Genomic DNA, 18,404 nt, shown 5'->3' on the forward strand with positions numbered 1-18,404 from the left:
AATGAGCGCTGCTCATAGTTGCGAAGCACTCCCAGCTGAAAAGTGGTTGAGTGGTGAAGCAGCGCCCGCGACCTATTTTACGGCCGACCCCGGTGCTCCGAGGGTGCCTTGGTGTCTCTTGCTCCGCGATTCGTTGTAGATTCCCACGATGATTTCCCGGAGCCACCTGGTTCCCGGGTCATTCGCCATCTGGCGGTGAACAATAAGCCAGGCATTCACATTCGCTATCGGAAGGGGTGGCGGGACCAACGTCACCTCACTCCTCTCATCCAGCATTTGCAGGATGGCATCACCGCAATGGGTAATCAGTTCAGTGCCGCGAAGCGCCCAGGGCAGCACCGGATAGTTCGAGATGGTCGCAACGACATTGCGGCGAAGACCCATCTGTTTGAGGGCGGCATCCGCGAGGCCTTCCGCCAGGCCATCTGCGGAAATCTGGAGGTGGGAACTGGCCAGATAGGTTTCCAGCGTCATTGCGCTTCTGGCGATCTTGCTTCCGCTCCACACTGCGCAAAACAATCGGTCCTGGCCAAGCTCCACCTTCAAGAGACCTGGGTCGTCGCGTATCGCTGCTCCCGTCAGCGCGCAGTCAACTTGTCTCAGATAGACCGATGAACCGATTTCGGGTCCGTTTGCGGGAATGACGTTCAGCGTCGCGCCAGGAGCTTGCCTGGAAAATTCTCGAATGAGGCCCGGGATGAAAACCATGGCATGATAATCTGTAAGTCCAACGCGAAAGTTGCGCCGCGTCGTTGCTGGATTGAAGATCTGATGCCGGTCGATCGATGCGCGGATCGTTGCGAGTGCGGCGGAAATATTCGACAGCAGCTCAACTGCCCGGGGAGTCGGCCGCATCTCGCCGCCATCTCTGGTGAACAATTCATCCCGCAATAGATACCGAAGCTTCGACAGGGAGTGGCTTACAGCTGATTGTGTTCTGCCCAATTCGGTAGCCGCCCGCGTCACGCTCCTTTCCCGCATCATCACGTCAAAGACCCGCAATAGATTGAGGTCGATATCGTTATAATTCATGGAATTACCTCATCTGCGACCTGAGACCGCACCAGGCGGCACTAACGCGTTGGTTGCGACGGTGACAGATGGGGCACGAAGAGTGAAGACAGAGGTCCGGCTACGCCTTTGAAACTCTGGCGGTTGAACAGGTGACGGCGACCGCCGGATCGCTCCGCGGCATTTCTGCGCCTGGCTTGGCGAGCAAGCCGGCAATCCGCCATGAACCCAGGGCGAGCATGTGAAGTAAAGTCAGCCGCACCCGCTGGGATGGAAAATCGCAGCGGTTTCAATGGCTTGATAATGGCGGAGAGAGCGGGATTCGAACCCGCGTTACGGTCTCCCGTAAACACACTTTCCAGGCGTGCGCCTTCAACCACTCGGCCACCTCTCCGTCCTTGCATTCGCGCCCGGCCGGTTTTGCCACGCGGGTTGGGGAGATGCATCCCTTTGGGATTTGCGGGAAGACCCGCTTGATGGACACCGCCAACCAGCGGATGCCCTTCCCGGCGCCCGTCAATCAAACAGGCGCGGGGCTCATCTAGTCGATCCGGCGCCGAATGCCAAGCCATAACGGCAGTCTATTCGCTTTGCCGGCCATGCATCGTTTCGCGGGGCCGCCAACGCCTCCGCTTCAAAGGTGCTTTCGGCTCTGAATGGTGTGCACGGGCGAGGCGGCAGAGCCGGGCGCGCTTGACTTCGGCCCGGGCCCCCTGTCGAGTGAGGCGGAGGCTTTGCGGGGGCAACGTCCAGGCATGACATCGAGCAATGAACAGCCGGCCAGCGGAACGCCGGCCGCAGGCGTGCCAGGCAGCGGGCTGCCGCTGCCTGGGCGTTCGGACCTGTCCTTCATCCCGGTGGGCTGGCTTGTCGTCGTCATGGCATGGTCGGCCTACGGGCTGGTCTCGGCCCGGTGGCTGGTCGGCAGCTCCGGCCTGCCGGATACAGTCTTCTACCTGCTGCTGGGCGGGCTCGCCGCCAACATCATCACCATCCTGTGGGGGCTTTACCTGCTCGGCCTCGCCTTCGGCCGCTCGGAGCACTTTCCGCGCCAATTCATCATCTGGCAGATCGCCATCATCGTCTTTCTGTTGGCGCGGCAAGCCTATACCCTGGCCGTGCCCGATTTCGTCTTCTCCGCCAGGGGCCTGACCATCACCGGCGCCGAAATCGGTATCGGCCTGTTCTGCATTTACCTGCTGCGCCGCCATGCCGGACCCGCAGCCGTCTATACCGAGCGGCAAGCGCAAACACCGCAGGTCTTCGCCTCGGTTGTCGCCGCGCTGGTCGGCATCCTCCTCGGCGCCGTCGTCGGCGCCGTGGCCGGCTTCGCGCTCGGGGCAGGGATCGCCGAAGTCACCGACATCAGCTGTTTCGAAGGCGGCTGCGGTTATTTCGCGGTGTTCATCGGCCTTGTCGGGCTGGTGGTCGGCGCCATCGTCGGCGGTATCCTCGGCGTCTGGCTCGTTCATCGGCGCAAGCGATAGACTTCAAATTCGCGTAAGCCGATTGCGCGCCGGGCGTACGCATTCTATTCCTCGCCTGTGACCGGAAGGTCCTCGGGAGGAGCTTGAGGACCAGGCCGGGGGAAAGATCTGATGTTGCGTTTTTTGTTTCGCCTCGCGGCCATGGTCGCACTCTCGGTCGCCGTCATCATGGCGGTACTCGACGCGACGCGCTCGGTGGCGGCTTCCGCATTGGTCATGACGCCGCTGAATTCGAGCTGGCTGGCGGTTTCGCCCGACACCCGCGCGGCCTTCGAGACCTTCGTGCGCGCCAAGGTCAATCCGATGATATGGGATGGCGGCATCGCCTGGGTGCTTGCCCAGCCGGGGTTTGCCGTGTTCGCGGTGCTTGCCTTCATCCTCTATGCGATCGGCTACCGGCGCCGGCGGCGCGGCGGAGAATTCGCGCCGGGCTGATGGGTTGTCCCGGCGGACTTGCGACGACAATGCGGCAATCGTCCGCGGCAGTCATTGCCCAAGCCTGCTTTTCCAAGGGGAGGCATGCTTTTCCAAAAGGTCAAAATTCCGCGTGAATTTTGTTTCGGGCCGTGCCAGATTGCCCTGAGCGGGAGGGGAGTACACTCCTGGCTGATGCCGCATGTCTGCCGGAGAACCGGGCAGGCGGGCGGCGCGTAACGGAAAAAAATAACCGACAGGGTGTGGATCACATGAAACGTATCGTTCTCGGCCTCCTGGCCGCAACCGCAATGGTTCTTCCGGCTTTCGCCGCGGATGTCCAGCCGGCCATCCTCTACGATCTCGGCGGCAAGTTCGACAAATCCTTCAACGAGGCTGCCTATCACGGCGCCGAAAAGTTCAAGACCGAGACCGGCACCGCCTATGTCGAGTTCGAAGTGTCCAATGCCTCGCAGCGCGAGCAGGCGCTGCGCCGCTTCGCCGAAGACGGCCGCAACCCGATCGTCATGGCCGGCTTTGCCTGGGAGGATGCGCTGAAGGTGGTCGCGAAGGAATATCCCGATCTCAACTTCGCCATCATCGACGATGCCGTCGATATGCCCAATGTCCGCTCGCTTGTCTTCAAGGAAAATGAAGGCTCCTATCTCGTCGGCATCATGGCGGCGATGGCCTCGAAGTCCAAGAAGGTCTCCTTCATCGGCGGCATGGACATTCCGCTGATCCGCAAGTTCGAATGCGGCTATGTCGGCGGCGCCAAGGCGGCCGGCGCGACCGATGTCATCCAGAACATGACCGGTGACACGCCCGCGGCGTGGAACGATCCGGCCAAGGGCGGCGAAATTGCCAAGACGCAAATCGACCAGGGCTCCGACGTCGTCTATGCCGCGGCCGGCGGCACCGGCGTCGGCGTGCTGCAGGCGGCGGCGGATGCCGGCAAGCTCGGCATCGGCGTCGATTCCAACCAGAACGGCCTGCAGCCCGGCAAGGTGCTGACCTCGATGCTGAAGCGCGTCGACGTGGCCGTCTACACCGCCTTCATGGACGGCAAGAACGGCACCTTCAAAGGCGGCCTGCAAAATCTCGGCCTCAAGGAGGGCGGCGTCGACTACGCCATGGACGACAACAACAAGGCGCTGGTCACCGACGAAATGAAGGCTGCCGTCGAAAAGGCCAAGGCCGACATCATCGCCGGCACGATCCAGGTGCACGACTACACCGCCGACAACGCCTGCCCGTATTGATCTGTATCCATTAGAGTTGAAACCGCCGGGCGAGAGTCCGGCGGTTTTGTTTTTGGGTTTGACGGGGGCCGCAACTTGAGAGGCGAGAGTGAAGCCGACCATCGGACCGATGACCGAACGCGATGTTGATGCAGTGGCGCGACTGCGCATCGCCGCCTTTTTCGAGGGCAGCGCAAGAACGCTGAATGAGGACGTCGCCGGGCTTCGCGAGTTGCTCAACGGAGATGGCTTCGAGGCGGCGCTTGTGGCGCGGATAAGGGACGTCCCGGTCGGGACCTGCCTGCTGGTTCGCCACGAACTTGAACCCGCGCATGAACTGACGCCTTGGCTGGCGGGATTGGTCGTCGATAGCGACCACCGCGGCAAAGGGATCGGCCGCGCGCTGGTTGCAGCCATCGAAGCGCATGCAACCGCGATCGGTGTGGAGAGGACCTACCTCTATACCTGGGTGGCGCGAGACTTCTATGCCGGGCTCGGTTGGGCAGTGGTCGAGTCGTTTGAGCAGGACGGCTACCCGATGCTGCTGATGTCGCGCGAACTCGGCCTATAGCTGTCCGACGAGATAACCCAGCGCGAATACCATGATCAGCGCGATGGCGATGACGGCGCCGCGTCGGCCACCGAGCGAATGCACGCCGACGCCATAGGGCTTCCGCTCCAGCCTGCTGATCACCGGCTTCGCTTCGCCCTGGCCGACCACACGCATCTGCGGCAGTTCGGCGATGCGTTGCGAGATCAGCCGCCAGCGATCGCCGTCGCCCGAGGGCCGCCCCGTGCGGTCGAAGACATGCATGCGCTCGGCCAGCCGTATCACCGTGTCGCGGAAGGCGGGATCGATCTCCAGGTCGCGCTCGGCACGCTCGCGGTCGCGATCGTTCATCAGGCCAAGCACATAATCGCCCGCCCGCGCAACGCGATCGCTTTCACTGGCCATCGGCTTCTCCTTGCTACCAGTGCGGCGGTTTGGTTATCGGCACGTCGGGTGCCGATTGTTCCTCCAGCGCCATGAAGCGCCCGGTCAGCGCATCGAGCTTGCGCTGCATGCGTTCGATCGCCGTCCACTGTTCGGCGATCTGGCCCGACAGTTCCTCGATGGTCTTTTCCTGTTCAGCGGCGCGGATTTCCAGCGTCGTCAGCCGGTCGACAGGCATGATCATTCGAAACTCCCTAGGTCTTGGTGCACGCAGTTGCAGCATGATGATGCGACTGTTGACCCTTGCATATTAGTGAATGTGAAGGTCTGCGGCCACGTTCGAAATTGACAAGCGCACCGGGATTTGTCGAGAGTGGCCACTGCGCCGCCAATTGGCACGGGTGGGGCATCATGCTAGGCGTTTTGACCAAGCGATAAAAAAATAAGAGTGGGACAGGCTGCATGGCGCAAGCCGCAATCGAACTGATCGGCATCAACAAGAGTTTTGGCGCCGTTCACGCCAATCGCGACATCAATCTGGAGATCGCACGCGGCACCATCCACGGCATCGTCGGCGAGAACGGCGCCGGCAAGTCGACGCTGATGTCGATCCTCTACGGCTTCTATCAGGCCGACAGCGGCGAGATCCGTGTCGGCGGCAAGCCGGCGTCGATCAAGACCTCCAACGACGCCATCGCGCTCGGCATCGGCATGGTGCACCAGCACTTCATGCTGGTCGACAATTTCACCGTGCTGGAAAACATCATCCTCGGCGCCGAAAGCGATGCGCTGTTGAAAAAGAGCATCGCCAAGGCGCGCTCCGAACTGGAGCGGCTCGAGCGCGAATACGGGCTGGAAGTCGATCCCGACGCCATCATCGAGGAATTGCCGGTCGGCCTGCAGCAGCGTGTCGAAATCCTGAAGGCGCTTTATCGCGGCGCCGAGATCCTGATTCTCGACGAGCCGACGGGCGTGTTGACGCCGGCCGAGGCCGACCATCTGTTTCGCATCCTCAGGCAATTGAAGGACCAGGGCAAAACGGTGGTGCTGATCACCCACAAGCTGCGCGAGATCATGGCCATCACCGACAATGTCTCGGTCATGCGCCAGGGCACGATGGTGGCGACGCGCGAGACCAGCAAGACGACAGTCGGCGAACTGGCCGAACTGATGGTCGGGCGGCGCGTGCTGCTGCGGGTCGAAAAGGGCGAGACGGAGGCCGGCGCGGTCAAGCTCGCAGTCAAGAACCTGACGGTGAAAGACCAGCGCGGCGTCACCATGGTCGACGACATCTCCTTCGATATCCGCGCCGGCGAGATCGTCGGCATTGCCGGTGTCGCCGGCAACGGCCAGTCCGAACTGCTCGAGGCGATTTCCGGCATCAGGCGCGCGGTTTCCGGCTCGGTGATGCTCGATGGCAAGCCGATCGACCTGACCGGGGCCGCCGATCCCGGCGAGTTGCGCGACCGTGGGCTCGCCCATGTGCCGGAGGACCGCCATCATGTCGGCCTGGTGCTGGCCTTCGAGGAGAACGAGAATTCGATCCTCGGCTACCACGACGACCCGCGCTACCTGAAAGGGCCGTTCCTCAACATCGACGCCATCATGGCTGATGCCAAGGACAACATCGAGAAATATGACATCCGGCCCGGCAATCCGCGTCTGAAGACGGCGAATTTCTCCGGCGGCAACCAGCAGAAGATCGTGCTGGCGCGGGAAATGGAGCAGGACCCCGGTGTTCTGATCGTCGGCCAGCCGACGCGCGGCGTCGATGTCGGCGCCATAGAATTCATCCACAAGCGGCTGATTGCCATGCGCGACCAGGGCAAGGCGGTGCTGGTGGTGTCGGTCGAGCTCGACGAGATCCGTTCGCTGTCCGACCGCATCCTGGTGATGTTTGCCGGGCGCATCGTCGGCGAACGTGGCCCTGAGGCGACCGAGGGCGAGCTTGGCCTGCTGATGGCAGGCATCGATCGCCAGGAGGCGGCAGAGTGAGCACGCCTTACGCCAAACTGCCGGCCTGGGCCGATTATGGGCTGATCCCGCTGATCAATCTGTCCGTGGCCTTCATCGTTGCCGGTTTCGTCGTCATGCTGGTCGGCGAAAACCCGCTTCGTGCCGCCGTCATCCTGGTCGAGGGCGCTTTCGGCAAGGGAACCGGCATTGCCTTCACGCTGTTCTATGCCACCACCTTCATCTTCACCGGCCTGTCTGTGGCGGTGGCCGCGCATTGCGGCCTGTTCAACATCGGGACCGAGGGCCAGGCCTATATTGCCGGCCTTGGCGTGGGCGTGGTCTGCCTCGCCTTCGACACTGTGCTGCCGTGGTGGCTGACCTTTCCGCTGGCGATCGTCGCCGGAGCCGCCGTCGGTGCGCTGTGGGCGCTGATCCCGGCCTATCTGCAGGCCAAGCGCGGGTCGCACATCGTCATCACCACCATCATGTTCAACTTCATCGCGGCCTCGATCATGGTCTACCTCCTGGTCGGGCCGTTGAAGCCGGCAGCGTCGCAGGCGCCGCAGACGCGCAACTTCCTCGCCGGCGCCGAACTGCCCAAACTCAACTGGATCATCGAACTGTTCGGCGCCAAGATCCGCTCGGCGCCGTTCAACATCTGCTTCCTGCTGGCGCTGCTCATGGCATTCCTGGTCTGGCTGCTGATCTGGCGCACCAAGCTCGGCTACGAGATGCGCACCTATGGCCACAGCCCGAAAGCGGCGCGCTATGCCGGCATTTCGGAGACCCGCATCATCATCATCGCGATGATGATTTCGGGCGCGCTGGCCGGCATGATGACACTCAACCCGGTGATGGGCGACCAGCACAATGTGGCGATCGATTTCGTCTCCGGCGCCGGCTTCGTCGGCATTGCCGTGGCGCTGATGGGCCGTCTGCATCCGGTCGGCATCGTGCTGGCGGCGATCCTGTTCGGCATGCTCTACCAGGGTGGCGCCGAACTCGCCTTCGAAATGCCGGCGATTTCCCGCGACATGATCGTCATCATCCAAGGCCTGGTCATCCTGTTTGCCGGTGCGCTGGAGCACATGTTCCGGCCCTACGTCCAGGCGCTGTTCGCCTCGTTCAGTCCAAGGTCGGTCGGCATCGAAGCGGTCAAAGGGAAGGGCGCCTGAGATGGACGTCTTCATCGCCATCGTGCAGATCCTGGACTCGACCATACGCCTGTCGGTGCCGTTGCTGCTCGCTTGCCTTGCCGGCCTCTATTCGGAACGCGCAGGCGTTTTCGACATCGGGCTGGAAGGCAAGATGCTGGTCGGCGCCTTTGCAGGTGCGGCCGCCGCTTCGGTCTTCCATTCGGCCTTCCTCGGTCTCGGCATGGCGATCGTGATGTCGGTCGCCTTTGCCTTGGTGCACGGCTTCGCCTCGATCACCCATCGCGGCAACCAGATCGTCTCCGGTGTGGCCATCAACTTCGTCGCCGCCGGCTCGACCATCATTCTGGGCCAGGCCTGGTTCCAGCAGGGCGGGCGCACGCCGGCGCTACAGCCGGGCGAGCGTTTCGAGGCCATCACTCTGCCAGGTGCTGCCGCGATCCATGATGTGCCGATCATCGGGCCGATCTATTCCGAGCTGCTCTCTGGCCATTCGATCCTGGTCTATCTCGCTTTCGCCATGGTGCCGTTCACCTGGTGGGTGTTGTTTCGCACCCGCTTCGGCCTGCGCCTACGCGCCGTCGGCGAGAACCCGGCCGCCGTCGACACCGCCGGCATCTCGGTCGCCTGGCTGCGCTACCGGGCGCTGATCTGCACCGGTGTGCTGACCGGCATTGCCGGCGCCTACCTCTCGATGGTGCAGAATGGCGGCTTCGTGAAGGACATGACCGCGGGCAAGGGCTACATCGCACTGGCGGCGCTGATCTTTGCCAAATGGCGACCGGTCAACGCTATGTTCGCCTGCCTTCTGTTCGGCTTCCTCGACGCGGCGGCGATCCGCCTGCAGGGTTCGCCGCTGCCGTTGATCGGCAAGGTGCCGGTGCAGTTCATGCAGGCGCTGCCCTATGTGCTGACCGTGATCCTGCTTGCCGGCTTCATCGGCAAGGCGATCCCGCCGCGCGCCGGCGGCGTGCCTTATGTCAAGGAACGTTGATCCGGGCGCCCAGGAGCACTGAGCCGAACATGCGGCTGGTGCTCGAAAGGCGCCAGCAAAACGCAAATGGCCGGGTTTTGACCACGATCGTCGGAGAGAACACCTGAATGTCGCATGATCTGTTCGAAGCCGCGCAGGAGGCCATGGCCAAGGCCTACGCGCCCTATTCGAAGTTTCCGGTGGGTGCGGCGTTGCGCACCGAGGACGGCCGTGTCTTCACCGGCGCCAACATCGAGGTCGCGTCCTATCCGGAAGGCTGGTGCGCCGAGACCACGGCGCTCGGCCATTACATCATGGGCGGCGGCGGCAAGATCGTCGAGATCGCCGTCATTGCCTCGCGCATGGCCAAATGCTCGCCCTGTGGCGGCTGCCGGCAAAGGCTGGCGGAGTTCTGCCGGCCGGACACGAAGCTCTATCTTTGCGACAACACCGGCGTGGTCGAGACCGTGACGATGGGCGACATGCTGCCCTACGGGTTTCGTGGCGACATTTTGAAGTGAGAGTTGGCTGATATGAAGGAAGCTCTGGACCACCTCGTCGAAAGGCTGGACGGGTTGGCGCCGACCACCGCCATGGTGCTGGGGTCGGGCCTTGGCGGGCTTGTCGACCAGGTCGAGAATGCCGTGCGCATCTCTTATGCCGACCTGCCGGGTTTCCCCCGCAGCGGGGTGACTGGCCATGCCGGCGAGGTGGTCGCGGGGCTTTTCGCCGGCACGCCGGTGCTGATGCTGTCCGGCCGCGCCCATTACTACGAGCACGGCGTTGCTGCTGCAATGCGGCCGGCGCTGGAGGTGCTTGCCGGCATCGGCATCACCAAGCTGATCCTTACCAATGCCGCCGGCTCGGTCGATCCCGACATGCTGCCAGGATCGGTGATGCTGATCACCGATCACATCAATTTCTCCGGCTCCAACCCGCTGATCGGCGAGCCGAGCGACCGCCGCTTCGTCGGCCTGACCGAAGCCTATGATGCCGGCTTGCGCGCGGCGATCGAACGGGCGGCGAAGGCGACAGGGACGGCGCTGCACAAGGGCGTCTATATGTGGTTTTCCGGTCCGTGTTTCGAAACCCCTGCTGAAATCCGCATGGCGCGCATCATGGGCGCCAATGCGGTAGGGATGTCGACCGTGCCGGAGGTCATTCTCGCCCGCTTCCTTGGGCTTCGCGTAGCCGCCTGTTCGGTGATCACCAATCTCGCCGCCGGGATGACCGGGGCGGAACTGTCGCACCAGGAGACCAAGGACATGGCGCCGATCGGCGGCGCACGGCTGGCGACGATCCTTGCGCATGTGTTCCAGGATGGGTTGCCGGAGCCAAAGGGCACCTGATGCTTCCCCAGGAAATCATCCGCCGCAAGCGCGACGGCCAGAAACTGTCCGCACAGGAGATTTCGGCTTTTGTCGCGGGCGTGACTTCGGGCAGCGTCTCGGACGGCCAGGTCGGCGCCTTTGCCATGGCAGTGTTCTTCAACGGCATGAACCGCGACGAGGCGGTGGCGCTGACGCTCGCCATGCGCGATTCCGGCGATGTGCTCGACTGGTCCGACCTGCCGGGTCCGGTCACCGACAAACATTCGACCGGCGGCGTCGGCGACAATGTCTCGCTGATGCTGGCGCCGATCGTCGCCGCTTGCGGCGCCTATGTACCGATGATCTCCGGCAGGGGCCTTGGCCATACCGGCGGCACGCTGGACAAGATGGATGCCATCCCGGGCTATATCAGCCAGCCGGATATCGCGCGCTTCCGCAAGACGGTGCTCGAGACCGGCTGTGCCATCATCGGCCAGACCGCCGATCTCGCGCCCGCCGACCGTCGGCTCTATGCGATCCGCGATGTGACCGGAACGGTGGAATCGGTGCCGCTGATCACTGCTTCTATCCTGTCGAAGAAACTCGCGGCTGGCCTGCAGTCGCTGGTGCTCGACGTCAAGGTCGGCAATGGCGCCTTCATGGAGAAGTCGCGCGACGCGACAGCACTGGCCAACAGCCTGGTCGAGATCGCCAACGGCGCCGGCCTGAAGGCCTCGGCGCTGGTCACCGGTATGAACGAGCCGCTGGCGTCGGCGGCCGGCAACGCGGTCGAGGTGCGCAACGCCGTCGATTTCCTCACCGGAAGGTTCCGCGACAAGCGACTGGAGGATGTGACGCTGGCGCTGGCCGCCGAGATGCTGCAATCGGCAGGGCTGGCGTCGTCCAATCAGGACGGTCTCAGGCGCGCGGCCGAGACGCTGGCCGGCGGCCGCGCGGCGGCCGCCTTCGCGCGTATGGTCGCAGCCCTTGGCGGTCCCGCCGATTTCGTCGACAAGCCGGAAAAATACCTGCCGAAAGCGGCGGTGGAGTTTGCGGTCAAGGCGACAGGCAACGGTTTTGCCACCGCTATTGCCACCCGCGATATCGGCCTTGCTGTGGTCGGGCTCGGTGGCGGGCGCACGCGGCCGGACGACAGGATCGACCATGCGGTCGGCATCACCAGGCTGCTGCCGCTCGGCGCCGAGGTGCGGGCCGGCGAGCCGCTGGCGCTGGTCCACGCCCGCACGCAAGTGGAGGCCGAAGCGGCCGCAGCCGCCGTGCTTTCGGCCTATACGATCGGGGCGTCGAAACCAGCCGCCGACAAGACTGTCATCCGGCGCGTGCTGCCGCGCGGGTAGCGGAACGCGCTACTGCACCAGTAACAGTGTGCCGTTTTCGACCTGGTATTTTGCCAGCCGCTGCAAAAAGCTCATGCCAATGAGGTTGGTGCGCAGAGCCTTGTCGTCGAGCACTACCGCCTGGACGTTGTCGACGCTGATCTTGCCGATCTGCAGGCGATCGATGTTGACCACGGCGGCCCTGATCGCGCCATTGGCGGTGTTGACCTGCTGGTTGAAGTCCGACGGGTTGAGCGAGATGCCGATGCGGCGCGCCGTCGAGGTGTTAATGGCGACCAAAGTGGCGCCGGTGTCGATCATGCCGTCGACCTGGCGGCCGTTGAGCTTGAAGGCGGAGGTGAAATGGCCGCGCTCGTCAGCCGCCACCAATACTTTGCGCCCAGTGGGCAGCGGTGCGGCCGGCTTGCCGGGAACCGAGGCCATGTTCAGTTCGGGCTGAGGCTGCGCGGACGGCTTGCCGGCGACGGTCGACTTCAACAGGTTGTCGAGAATCTGCGGATTCGACTGATAGACGATCGGGATCGATGCCGACGTTCCGGCGAACACGCCCAGAATGACAAGCTTGCGCAGCATGAATGGACCTTCGTGAAGGCCCATTCTTGCCCACGTATGGTGTGTGCCGCTTTAACGCCAACCCGAAACCGCGGCTTTGCGTAAACGGGCGGTAAACGACTGGATGTCAGCTGGCCTTGCCAGCCGCCGTCATTTGGTTCCGTACATGCGGTCGCCGGCATCGCCGAGGCCGGGCATGATGTAGCCCTTCTCGTTGAGCTGGCGGTCGATGGAAGCGGTGAACACGGGAACATCCGGATGCGCCTTGGTGAAGCGCTCGATGCCTTCTGGCGCCGCCAGCAGGCAAAGGAAACGGATGTTGGTGGCGCCGCGCTCCTTCAGCTTGTCGATGGCCGCGATGGCCGAGTTCGCGGTCGCCAGCATCGGATCGACGACGATCACCAGCCGGTCGGCGAGATCGCTCGGCGCCTTGAAGAAATATTCCACCGCCTCCAGCGTTTCGTGATCGCGGTAGAGGCCGACATGCGCGACGCGGGCCGCCGGGACCAGGTCGAGCAGGCCTTCGAGCAGGCCATTGCCGGCGCGCAGCACCGAGGCGAAGACCAGCTTCTTGCCCTCCAGCGTCGGCGCTTCCATGGTTTCCATCGGCGTTTCGATGGTCGTCGTCGTCAGTTCGAGGTTGCGGGTGACCTCGTAGCCGAGCAGGAGCGAGATCTCGCGCAGCAGCCGCCGGAAACCAGCGGTCGACGTCTCCTTCTTGCGCATGATGGTGAGCTTGTGCTGGACAAGCGGGTGGTCGACGACGGTGACGCCCTGCATGGGTTGCTCCAGTGAATGGTGAATAGTGAATAGTGAATAGTGAGCAGGTTTGCGAGTCCCGATGGATCGATCATTGCCGTTGACAGGCCGAAGCGCCGGCAAACCAATCACCAGTCACCAGTCACCTCTTCGCATCGAGCCGGGCAAGCAGCGCGCTTTTCGTCTTCCTGTCGACGAAAGCCGCCTCGATCGCGGTTCGGGTGATGGCGGCCAGCGCCTTTTCGTTCATGGCGAAATGCTCGGCGGCGATGTCGTATTCGCGCTTCAGCGAAGTCCAGAAATAGGGCGGGTCGTCAGAATTCAGCGTCACCTTGCAGCCGGCTGCCTGCAGCGCAGGGAAAGGGTGATCGGCGAAACTGTCGTAGACCTTGAGCGCGATGTTGGAGCCGGGGCAGCATTCCAGCACGATGCCCTCATCGGCGATGCGCCGCACCAGATCGGGGTTTTCGATGGCGCGCACGCCATGGCCGATGCGCGACGGGCGGATATGGTCGAGTGCGGCCTGCACCGTCTCCCATCCGGTCAGCTCGCCGGCATGGATGGTGATGCCGAGGCCGGCTTCGCGGGCGATCTCGAAGGCCCTGACATAATCCTCCATCTCGCCCATGCGCTCGTCGCCGGCGACGCCGAAGCCGGTGACCAGCGGATTTCCGCAGCGCGCCGCAAAGCGCGCCGCCTGCTCGATCGACTCGACGCCGACATGGCGTACGCCGGTGACGATCATGCGGCCCTCGATGCCGGTCTTGGCTTTGGCGCGCAGCATGCCTTCGCCGAGCGCATCGGTATAGGCCTTGGGCGACAGGCCGGCCCTGACGGCATGGTCGGGCGAGGTGAAGACCTCGGAATAGATGGCGCCGTCGCGGGCAAGGCTGGTCAGATAATGGTCGGCGAGGCGGGCATAATCCTCCTCGGTGCGGAACAGGTCGGCGGAAAAATCATAAGCCGCCAGGAACGAGGTGAAATCATGCCAGACGAAGGAGCCGTTCTGGATATAAAGCGAGGTGTCCTTGCCGTATTTCTGCGCCTGACGGATGACGAGTTCGGGCGCCGCTGCCCCCTCGATGTGGCAGTGCAGTTCTGCTTTCAAAGGCATGCAGTTATCCCGTCTCATCAGTCCAGGCCGTAAAGCCCACCACCTGGAAGCGCGGCCGAACACCGCGCCTTAAACAATAGCGCCCGCACCATCGATCGGCTATGGTCCCGCCGGTTTTATGACGGATCAAAATAATGTCAGTTGAGAGAACCACGGCCGCGGGCGGCATGGAAACCTCCTATGGTTTCAAGAAGGTAGGGCCAGGCGACAAGCAGCCTCTGGTCAATGAGGTTTTCCACAAGGTGGCGAACCGCTACGACCTGATGAACGACCTGATGTCGGCCGGGCTGCACCGGCTGTGGAAGGATGCCATGGTGACATGGCTCAATCCGCCGAAACGTCCGGGCTGGAAAGTGCTTGACGTGGCGGGCGGCACCGGCGACATCGCCTTCCGCATTGTAGACGCCAGCCATGGCAACACGCATGCCACGGTGCTCGACATCAACGGCTCGATGCTCAGCGTCGGCCGTGACCGCGCGGAGAAAAAGGGCCTGTCCGGCAACACCGATTTCGTCGAGGCCAATGCCGAGGAACTGCCTTTCACCGATAGCACCTTTGACGCCTACACCATCGCATTCGGCATCCGCAACGTGCCGCGCATCGATGTCGCGCTGACGGAAGCCTTTCGCGTGCTGAAGCCCGGCGGACGGTTCCTGTGCCTGGAGTTTTCCGAGGTCGAGATGCCGCTGCTGGACAAGGTCTACGAAGCCTGGTCGTTCAACGCCATTCCGCAGATCGGCAAGATGGTGACGGGCGAGGGCGAACCCTATTCCTACCTGGTCGAATCGATCCGCAAATTTCCCAATCAGCAGAACTTTGCTGCCATGATCACCCGCGCGGGCTTCGAGCGCGTGTCGTTCCGCAACTATTCCGGCGGCATTGCCGCCCTGCATTCGGGCTGGAAGCTTTGAGGCACCACAGTTTGCAGCAGCAGGGTAGGCGATGAGCAGCGTCGGCGCCGCCTTTCGGCTCGCGCGGGCCGGCTGGGTGCTGGTCCGCGAGGGCGTGATCGCAGCACTGCCGGGCGACGAACTCGGCGGCCTGCCGAAATTCGGCTGGCGCATGGCCCGGCTCTTCACCCGCCGCCGCGCACTCGCTTATGAGCGCAGCGACCGGCTGGCCAAGGCGGTGGTCCGGCTCGGACCCTCCTACGTCAAGCTCGGCCAGTTCCTGGCGACGCGGCCTGATGTCGTCGGCAACGACATGGCGCTCGACCTCGCCATGCTGCAGGACAAGATGCACACTTTTTCGCAGGCGGAAGCGGTGGCGGCGATCGAGGGCTCGCTCGGGCGCAAGATCGGCGAACTCTATACGCAGTTCGGCGGGCCGGTCGCGGCGGCCTCCATCGCCCAGGTCCATCCCGCGCAGGCCATGCATGACGGTGTCGATACCAAGGTGGCGGTGAAGGTGATCCGGCCTGGCGTGCGCCGCCGCTTCTTCCAGGATCTCGAAAGCTATTTCCTCGCCGCCCGGCTGCAGGAGAAATACATCCCGTCGTCGCGCCGGCTGCGGCCGGTCGAGGTGACCGAGACGCTGGCGCAGACCACCAAGATCGAGATGGATCTTCGCCTCGAGGCGGCCGCACTTTCGGAACTGGGCGAAAACACCAAGGACGATCCGGGCTTCCGCGTGCCGTCGGTCGACTGGGAGCGCACCGGGCGCGATGTGCTGACCATGGAATGGGTCGACGGCGTCAAGATGAACGACATCGCCGGGCTCGCTGCGGCGGGGCACGATCTGAAGGCGATCGCCACCAACCTGATCCAGTCGTTCCTGCGTCACACGCTGCGGGACGGCTTCTTCCATGCCGACATGCATCCAGGCAATCTGTTCGTCGAGGCCAATGGCAATATCGTCGCCGTCGATCTCGGCATTGCCGGACGGCTCGGCAAGAAGGAGCGCCGGTTCCTCGCCGAAATCCTCTACGGCTTCATCACGCGCGACTATCTGCGCGTCGCCGAGGTGCATTTCGAGGCCGGCTACGTGCCGCGCCAGCACAATGTCGCGGCTTTCGCGCAGGCCATTCGCGCCATCGGCGAGCCGATCCATGGCCAGCCGGCTGAAACCATCTCGATGGCGAAGCTTCTCACGCTGCTGTTCGAGGTCACCGAACTGTTCGATATGGCCACGCGGTCGGAACTGATCCTGTTGCAGAAGACCATGGTGGTGGTCGAAGGCGTCGCACGCACGCTCGACCCGGCCTTCAACATGTGGAAGACGGCCGAGCCGGTGGTCGGCCAGTGGATCGCCGGCAATCTCGGGCCGAGCGGCCTGCTGATGGACGCGCGCGACGGCGCCAAGGCGCTGCTGGCGCTGGCCCGCCAGGCGCCCGATCTTGCCGCCCGCACCGAGCGGCTGTCACGCGAGATCGATTTTATGGCGGAGCACGGCCTCCGCTTCGACGAAGCGACATCGCGCGCCATCGGTAAGGCCGAAGCGCGCTACACCCGCTCGGGCCGGCTGGCGCTATGGGTGATCGCGCTGACGCTGGTGTATATCGCGTGGAAGCTGCTCTGATCGCTTGCATCGCTAGCAACTGTGGTGCTAGCGTTGCAGTCGCGCTATTGATGTCGCGGAGCAAGTCATGGGCACCATTACTGTCCGCAATCTAGCTGACGACGTGAAGCAGAAATTGCGTGAGCGCGCTGCGGCGCGCGGGGTGTCGATGGAGGAAGAGGCGCGTGATGCGCTTGCCAAAAGCGTGCTGTCGGCGGAAGCCGGCATGCCCGAGAGCGAAACCCTCTATGCAACAATCCGCCGCCTGGTTGAGCCTCATGGAGGTTTTGACAACGATCTGTCCCAGCGAGGTCAATCCACAAAAACGCACAACACCCTCGACGGCAAGCGCATCCTGCTGATCATCGGCGGCGGCATCGCCGCCTACAAGGCGCTGGACCTGATCCGCCGGCTGCGCGAGCGCGGTGCGGCGGTGCGCGTCGTGATGACATCGGCGGCGCAGGAGTTCGTCACCACGCTTTCGGTCGGCGCGCTTTCGGCCGACCATGTCTTCACCGAACTCTTCGACCGCAGTGACGAGCACGATGTTGGCCATATCCGCCTGTCGCGCGAGGCCGACCTCTTGGTGGTGGCGCCGGCCACCGCCGACCTGATGGCCAAGCTCGCCAACGGCCATGCCAACGATCTGGCCTCGACGGTGCTGCTCGCCACCGACAAGAAGGTGCTGATGGCGCCGGCGATGAACCCGAAAATGTGGTCGCATGCCGCGACGCGCCGCAACCGGGCGACGCTCGCCAAGGACGGCATCGCCTTTGTCGGCCCGGCCAGGGGCGAGATGGCCGAGAGCAATGAGGTGGGCGAAGGCCGCATGGCCGAGCCGCTGGACATCGTGGCAGTGATCGAGGCACTGCTCGACAGCAGGCCGAAGCCGCTGGCCGGCCGCAGGATCATCGTCACCTCGGGGCCGACGCATGAGCCGATCGACCCGGTGCGCTACATCGCCAACCGCTCTTCGGGCAAGCAGGGCCATGCGATTGCGGCAGCGCTGGCAAGACTGGGCGCGGATGTACGCCTGATCTCCGGTCCGGTCAGCATTGCCGATCCGGCCGGCGTTGTGACGACACATGTCGAGACCGCGGCCGAGATGAAGGCGGCCGTCGAACAGTTGTTGCCGGCGGACGCCGCGGTCTTCGTAGCTGCCGTCGCCGACTGGCGCACCGCTGGCACGGCCGGCGAGAAGATCAAGAAGGTGGCGGGCCAGGGCCCACCGGCGCTGCAAATGGTCGAAAACCCCGACATTCTCGCCAGTGTTGGTCATCACGGGCAACGGCCGGGGCTGGTTGTCGGCTTCGCCGCCGAGACGCAGGACCTGATTGCGAATGCCGAGGCCAAGCTGAAGAAGAAGGGCGCCGATTTCATTGTCGCCAACGATGTCTCGCATGAAAGCGGCGTCGGCCCCACCGGCGTCATGGGCGGCGACCGCAACAAGGTGCGCATCGTCTCGAAGGACGGCGTCGAGGAATGGCCTGAGATGGGCAAGGACGAGGTGGCGGCGCGGCTCGCCGCGCTCATCGCCGAGCGTTTGCAAGCCTGAGCGGCCGCCGGTTCCGCAATCGGGCAGGCCATGGTCTTGCAGGCAGCCTTGTGGCCGAGGGCATTTGACGCCGACAGCGCCGGCGGAATG

19 protein-coding genes and 1 tRNA gene are annotated in these 18,404 nt (G+C 63.8%); 13 read left to right on the forward strand and 7 right to left on the reverse strand.

The genetic code is table 11. The features are described 5' to 3' along the window. Window positions 1–72: 72 nt before the first annotated feature. Window positions 73–1,032 carry a LysR family transcriptional regulator gene (locus NKK50_RS07270; protein ID WP_023700965.1) on the reverse strand — a complete coding sequence of 320 codons (960 nt, stop codon included), beginning with the start codon at window positions 1,030–1,032 and terminating at the stop codon, window positions 73–75. A gap of 283 nt (window positions 1,033–1,315) precedes the next feature. Continuing rightward, a tRNA-Ser gene (locus tag NKK50_RS07275) sits at window positions 1,316–1,405 on the reverse strand. A 361-nt stretch (window positions 1,406–1,766) separates the two neighbouring features. Here NKK50_RS07275 and NKK50_RS07280 point away from each other — a divergent pair. The 4 genes from NKK50_RS07280 (at window position 1,767) to NKK50_RS07295 (ending at window position 4,724) form a co-directional block, all read left to right on the forward strand. Further along, a complete protein-coding gene (locus NKK50_RS07280) occupies window positions 1,767–2,498 on the forward strand; it encodes a DUF2569 domain-containing protein (protein WP_245271389.1) in 732 nt (243 codons plus the stop codon). A 111-nt stretch (window positions 2,499–2,609) separates the two neighbouring features. Beyond that, window positions 2,610–2,933 (forward strand): hypothetical protein, encoded by a 324-nt coding sequence (locus tag NKK50_RS07285; protein ID WP_023691865.1) that lies wholly within the window; start codon window positions 2,610–2,612, stop codon window positions 2,931–2,933. A gap of 251 nt (window positions 2,934–3,184) precedes the next feature. Then, the gene (locus NKK50_RS07290; protein WP_023671120.1) at window positions 3,185–4,174 is read left to right on the forward strand and encodes a BMP family lipoprotein; all 990 of its coding nucleotides are present in this window, start codon (window positions 3,185–3,187) and stop codon (window positions 4,172–4,174) included. An 88-nt stretch (window positions 4,175–4,262) separates the two neighbouring features. Continuing rightward, window positions 4,263–4,724 carry a GNAT family N-acetyltransferase gene (locus NKK50_RS07295; RefSeq protein WP_023704058.1) on the forward strand — a complete coding sequence of 154 codons (462 nt, stop codon included), beginning with the start codon at window positions 4,263–4,265 and terminating at the stop codon, window positions 4,722–4,724. Here the strand turns inward: NKK50_RS07295 and NKK50_RS07300 are convergent. Both NKK50_RS07300 and NKK50_RS07305 read right to left on the reverse strand, forming a co-directional pair. After that, window positions 4,719–5,108 carry a hypothetical protein gene (locus NKK50_RS07300; protein ID WP_352539059.1) on the reverse strand — a complete coding sequence of 130 codons (390 nt, stop codon included), beginning with the start codon at window positions 5,106–5,108 and terminating at the stop codon, window positions 4,719–4,721. The genes NKK50_RS07295 and NKK50_RS07300 overlap by 6 nt on opposite strands. A 13-nt stretch (window positions 5,109–5,121) precedes the next feature. Next, entirely contained in the window at window positions 5,122–5,328 is a 207-nt protein-coding gene (locus tag NKK50_RS07305) for a SlyX family protein (protein WP_196813821.1), read from the reverse strand. 221 nt (window positions 5,329–5,549) lie between these two features. On the opposite strand from NKK50_RS07305, the gene NKK50_RS07310 reads away from it, so the two are divergent. The 6 genes from NKK50_RS07310 (at window position 5,550) to deoA (ending at window position 11,838) form a co-directional block, all read left to right on the forward strand. Next, window positions 5,550–7,082: an ABC transporter ATP-binding protein gene (locus tag NKK50_RS07310; RefSeq protein WP_352539060.1), complete on the forward strand. Its 1,533-nt coding sequence runs from the start codon at window positions 5,550–5,552 to the stop codon at window positions 7,080–7,082. Then, on the forward strand, window positions 7,079–8,218 hold the full coding sequence (locus NKK50_RS07315) for an ABC transporter permease (protein ID WP_023817233.1): 1,140 nt from the start codon (window positions 7,079–7,081) through the stop codon (window positions 8,216–8,218). Before NKK50_RS07310 ends, NKK50_RS07315 begins: the two co-directional genes overlap by 4 nt. Before the next feature lies 1 nt (window position 8,219). After that, the gene (locus tag NKK50_RS07320) at window positions 8,220–9,191 is read left to right on the forward strand and encodes an ABC transporter permease (protein ID WP_023683182.1); all 972 of its coding nucleotides are present in this window, start codon (window positions 8,220–8,222) and stop codon (window positions 9,189–9,191) included. A gap of 107 nt (window positions 9,192–9,298) precedes the next feature. Further along, entirely contained in the window at window positions 9,299–9,691 is a 393-nt protein-coding gene (cdd, locus tag NKK50_RS07325) for a cytidine deaminase (protein ID WP_023683183.1), read from the forward strand. A gap of 12 nt (window positions 9,692–9,703) precedes the next feature. Further along, window positions 9,704–10,519, forward strand: coding sequence for a purine-nucleoside phosphorylase (locus tag NKK50_RS07330; RefSeq protein ID WP_023749829.1), 816 nt, complete (start codon window positions 9,704–9,706; stop codon window positions 10,517–10,519). Further along, window positions 10,519–11,838, forward strand: coding sequence for a thymidine phosphorylase (gene deoA / locus NKK50_RS07335; RefSeq protein WP_352543235.1), 1,320 nt, complete (start codon window positions 10,519–10,521; stop codon window positions 11,836–11,838). The genes NKK50_RS07330 and deoA overlap by 1 nt, the downstream gene beginning before the upstream one ends. Before the next feature lie 9 nt (window positions 11,839–11,847). Here deoA and NKK50_RS07340 read toward each other — a convergent pair whose 3' ends face one another. From NKK50_RS07340 to NKK50_RS07350, 3 genes are all read right to left on the reverse strand, one after another. Then, a complete protein-coding gene (locus NKK50_RS07340; protein WP_023695614.1) occupies window positions 11,848–12,411 on the reverse strand; it encodes a TIGR02281 family clan AA aspartic protease in 564 nt (187 codons plus the stop codon). A gap of 129 nt (window positions 12,412–12,540) precedes the next feature. Beyond that, a complete protein-coding gene (gene upp, locus NKK50_RS07345; protein WP_023671129.1) occupies window positions 12,541–13,170 on the reverse strand; it encodes a uracil phosphoribosyltransferase in 630 nt (209 codons plus the stop codon). A 121-nt stretch (window positions 13,171–13,291) separates the two neighbouring features. Continuing rightward, window positions 13,292–14,263 (reverse strand): adenosine deaminase, encoded by a 972-nt coding sequence (locus tag NKK50_RS07350; RefSeq protein ID WP_023695615.1) that lies wholly within the window; start codon window positions 14,261–14,263, stop codon window positions 13,292–13,294. Between the two features lie 134 nt (window positions 14,264–14,397). Here NKK50_RS07350 and ubiE point away from each other — a divergent pair, with 134 nt between their 5' ends. From ubiE to coaBC, 3 genes are all read left to right on the forward strand, one after another. Beyond that, window positions 14,398–15,174 (forward strand): bifunctional demethylmenaquinone methyltransferase/2-methoxy-6-polyprenyl-1,4-benzoquinol methylase UbiE, encoded by a 777-nt coding sequence (ubiE, locus tag NKK50_RS07355; RefSeq protein ID WP_023691856.1) that lies wholly within the window; start codon window positions 14,398–14,400, stop codon window positions 15,172–15,174. A gap of 31 nt (window positions 15,175–15,205) precedes the next feature. Beyond that, window positions 15,206–16,780 (forward strand): 2-polyprenylphenol 6-hydroxylase, encoded by a 1,575-nt coding sequence (ubiB, locus tag NKK50_RS07360; RefSeq protein WP_023671132.1) that lies wholly within the window; start codon window positions 15,206–15,208, stop codon window positions 16,778–16,780. A gap of 67 nt (window positions 16,781–16,847) precedes the next feature. Further along, window positions 16,848–18,314 carry a bifunctional phosphopantothenoylcysteine decarboxylase/phosphopantothenate--cysteine ligase CoaBC gene (coaBC, locus tag NKK50_RS07365; protein ID WP_352543236.1) on the forward strand — a complete coding sequence of 489 codons (1,467 nt, stop codon included), beginning with the start codon at window positions 16,848–16,850 and terminating at the stop codon, window positions 18,312–18,314. The last annotated feature ends 90 nt before the right edge of the window (window positions 18,315–18,404 follow it).

The organism is Mesorhizobium sp. M0001 (genome assembly GCF_040324255.1).
Lineage (GTDB): Bacteria > Pseudomonadota > Alphaproteobacteria > Rhizobiales > Rhizobiaceae > Mesorhizobium.

Bases quoted from the DNA above. Each gene is read 5' to 3' on its own strand.
- NKK50_RS07270 (WP_023700965.1), bottom strand. From the start codon at position 1,032: ATGAATTATAACGATATCGACCTCAATCTATTGCGGGTCTTTGACGTG.
- NKK50_RS07280 (WP_245271389.1), top strand. From the start codon at position 1,767: ATGACATCGAGCAATGAACAGCCGGCCAGCGGAACGCCGGCCGCAGGC.
- NKK50_RS07285 (WP_023691865.1), top strand. From the start codon at position 2,610: ATGTTGCGTTTTTTGTTTCGCCTCGCGGCCATGGTCGCACTCTCGGTC.
- NKK50_RS07290 (WP_023671120.1), top strand. From the start codon at position 3,185: ATGAAACGTATCGTTCTCGGCCTCCTGGCCGCAACCGCAATGGTTCTT.
- NKK50_RS07300 (WP_352539059.1), bottom strand. From the start codon at position 5,108: ATGGCCAGTGAAAGCGATCGCGTTGCGCGGGCGGGCGATTATGTGCTT.
- NKK50_RS07310 (WP_352539060.1), top strand. From the start codon at position 5,550: ATGGCGCAAGCCGCAATCGAACTGATCGGCATCAACAAGAGTTTTGGC.
- NKK50_RS07320 (WP_023683182.1), top strand. From the start codon at position 8,220: ATGGACGTCTTCATCGCCATCGTGCAGATCCTGGACTCGACCATACGC.
- cdd (WP_023683183.1), top strand. From the start codon at position 9,299: ATGTCGCATGATCTGTTCGAAGCCGCGCAGGAGGCCATGGCCAAGGCC.
- NKK50_RS07330 (WP_023749829.1), top strand. From the start codon at position 9,704: ATGAAGGAAGCTCTGGACCACCTCGTCGAAAGGCTGGACGGGTTGGCG.
- deoA (WP_352543235.1), top strand. From the start codon at position 10,519: ATGCTTCCCCAGGAAATCATCCGCCGCAAGCGCGACGGCCAGAAACTG.
- NKK50_RS07340 (WP_023695614.1), bottom strand. From the start codon at position 12,411: ATGCTGCGCAAGCTTGTCATTCTGGGCGTGTTCGCCGGAACGTCGGCA.
- upp (WP_023671129.1), bottom strand. From the start codon at position 13,170: ATGCAGGGCGTCACCGTCGTCGACCACCCGCTTGTCCAGCACAAGCTC.
- NKK50_RS07350 (WP_023695615.1), bottom strand. From the start codon at position 14,263: ATGCCTTTGAAAGCAGAACTGCACTGCCACATCGAGGGGGCAGCGGCG.
- ubiE (WP_023691856.1), top strand. From the start codon at position 14,398: ATGTCAGTTGAGAGAACCACGGCCGCGGGCGGCATGGAAACCTCCTAT.
- ubiB (WP_023671132.1), top strand. From the start codon at position 15,206: ATGAGCAGCGTCGGCGCCGCCTTTCGGCTCGCGCGGGCCGGCTGGGTG.
- coaBC (WP_352543236.1), top strand. From the start codon at position 16,848: ATGGGCACCATTACTGTCCGCAATCTAGCTGACGACGTGAAGCAGAAA.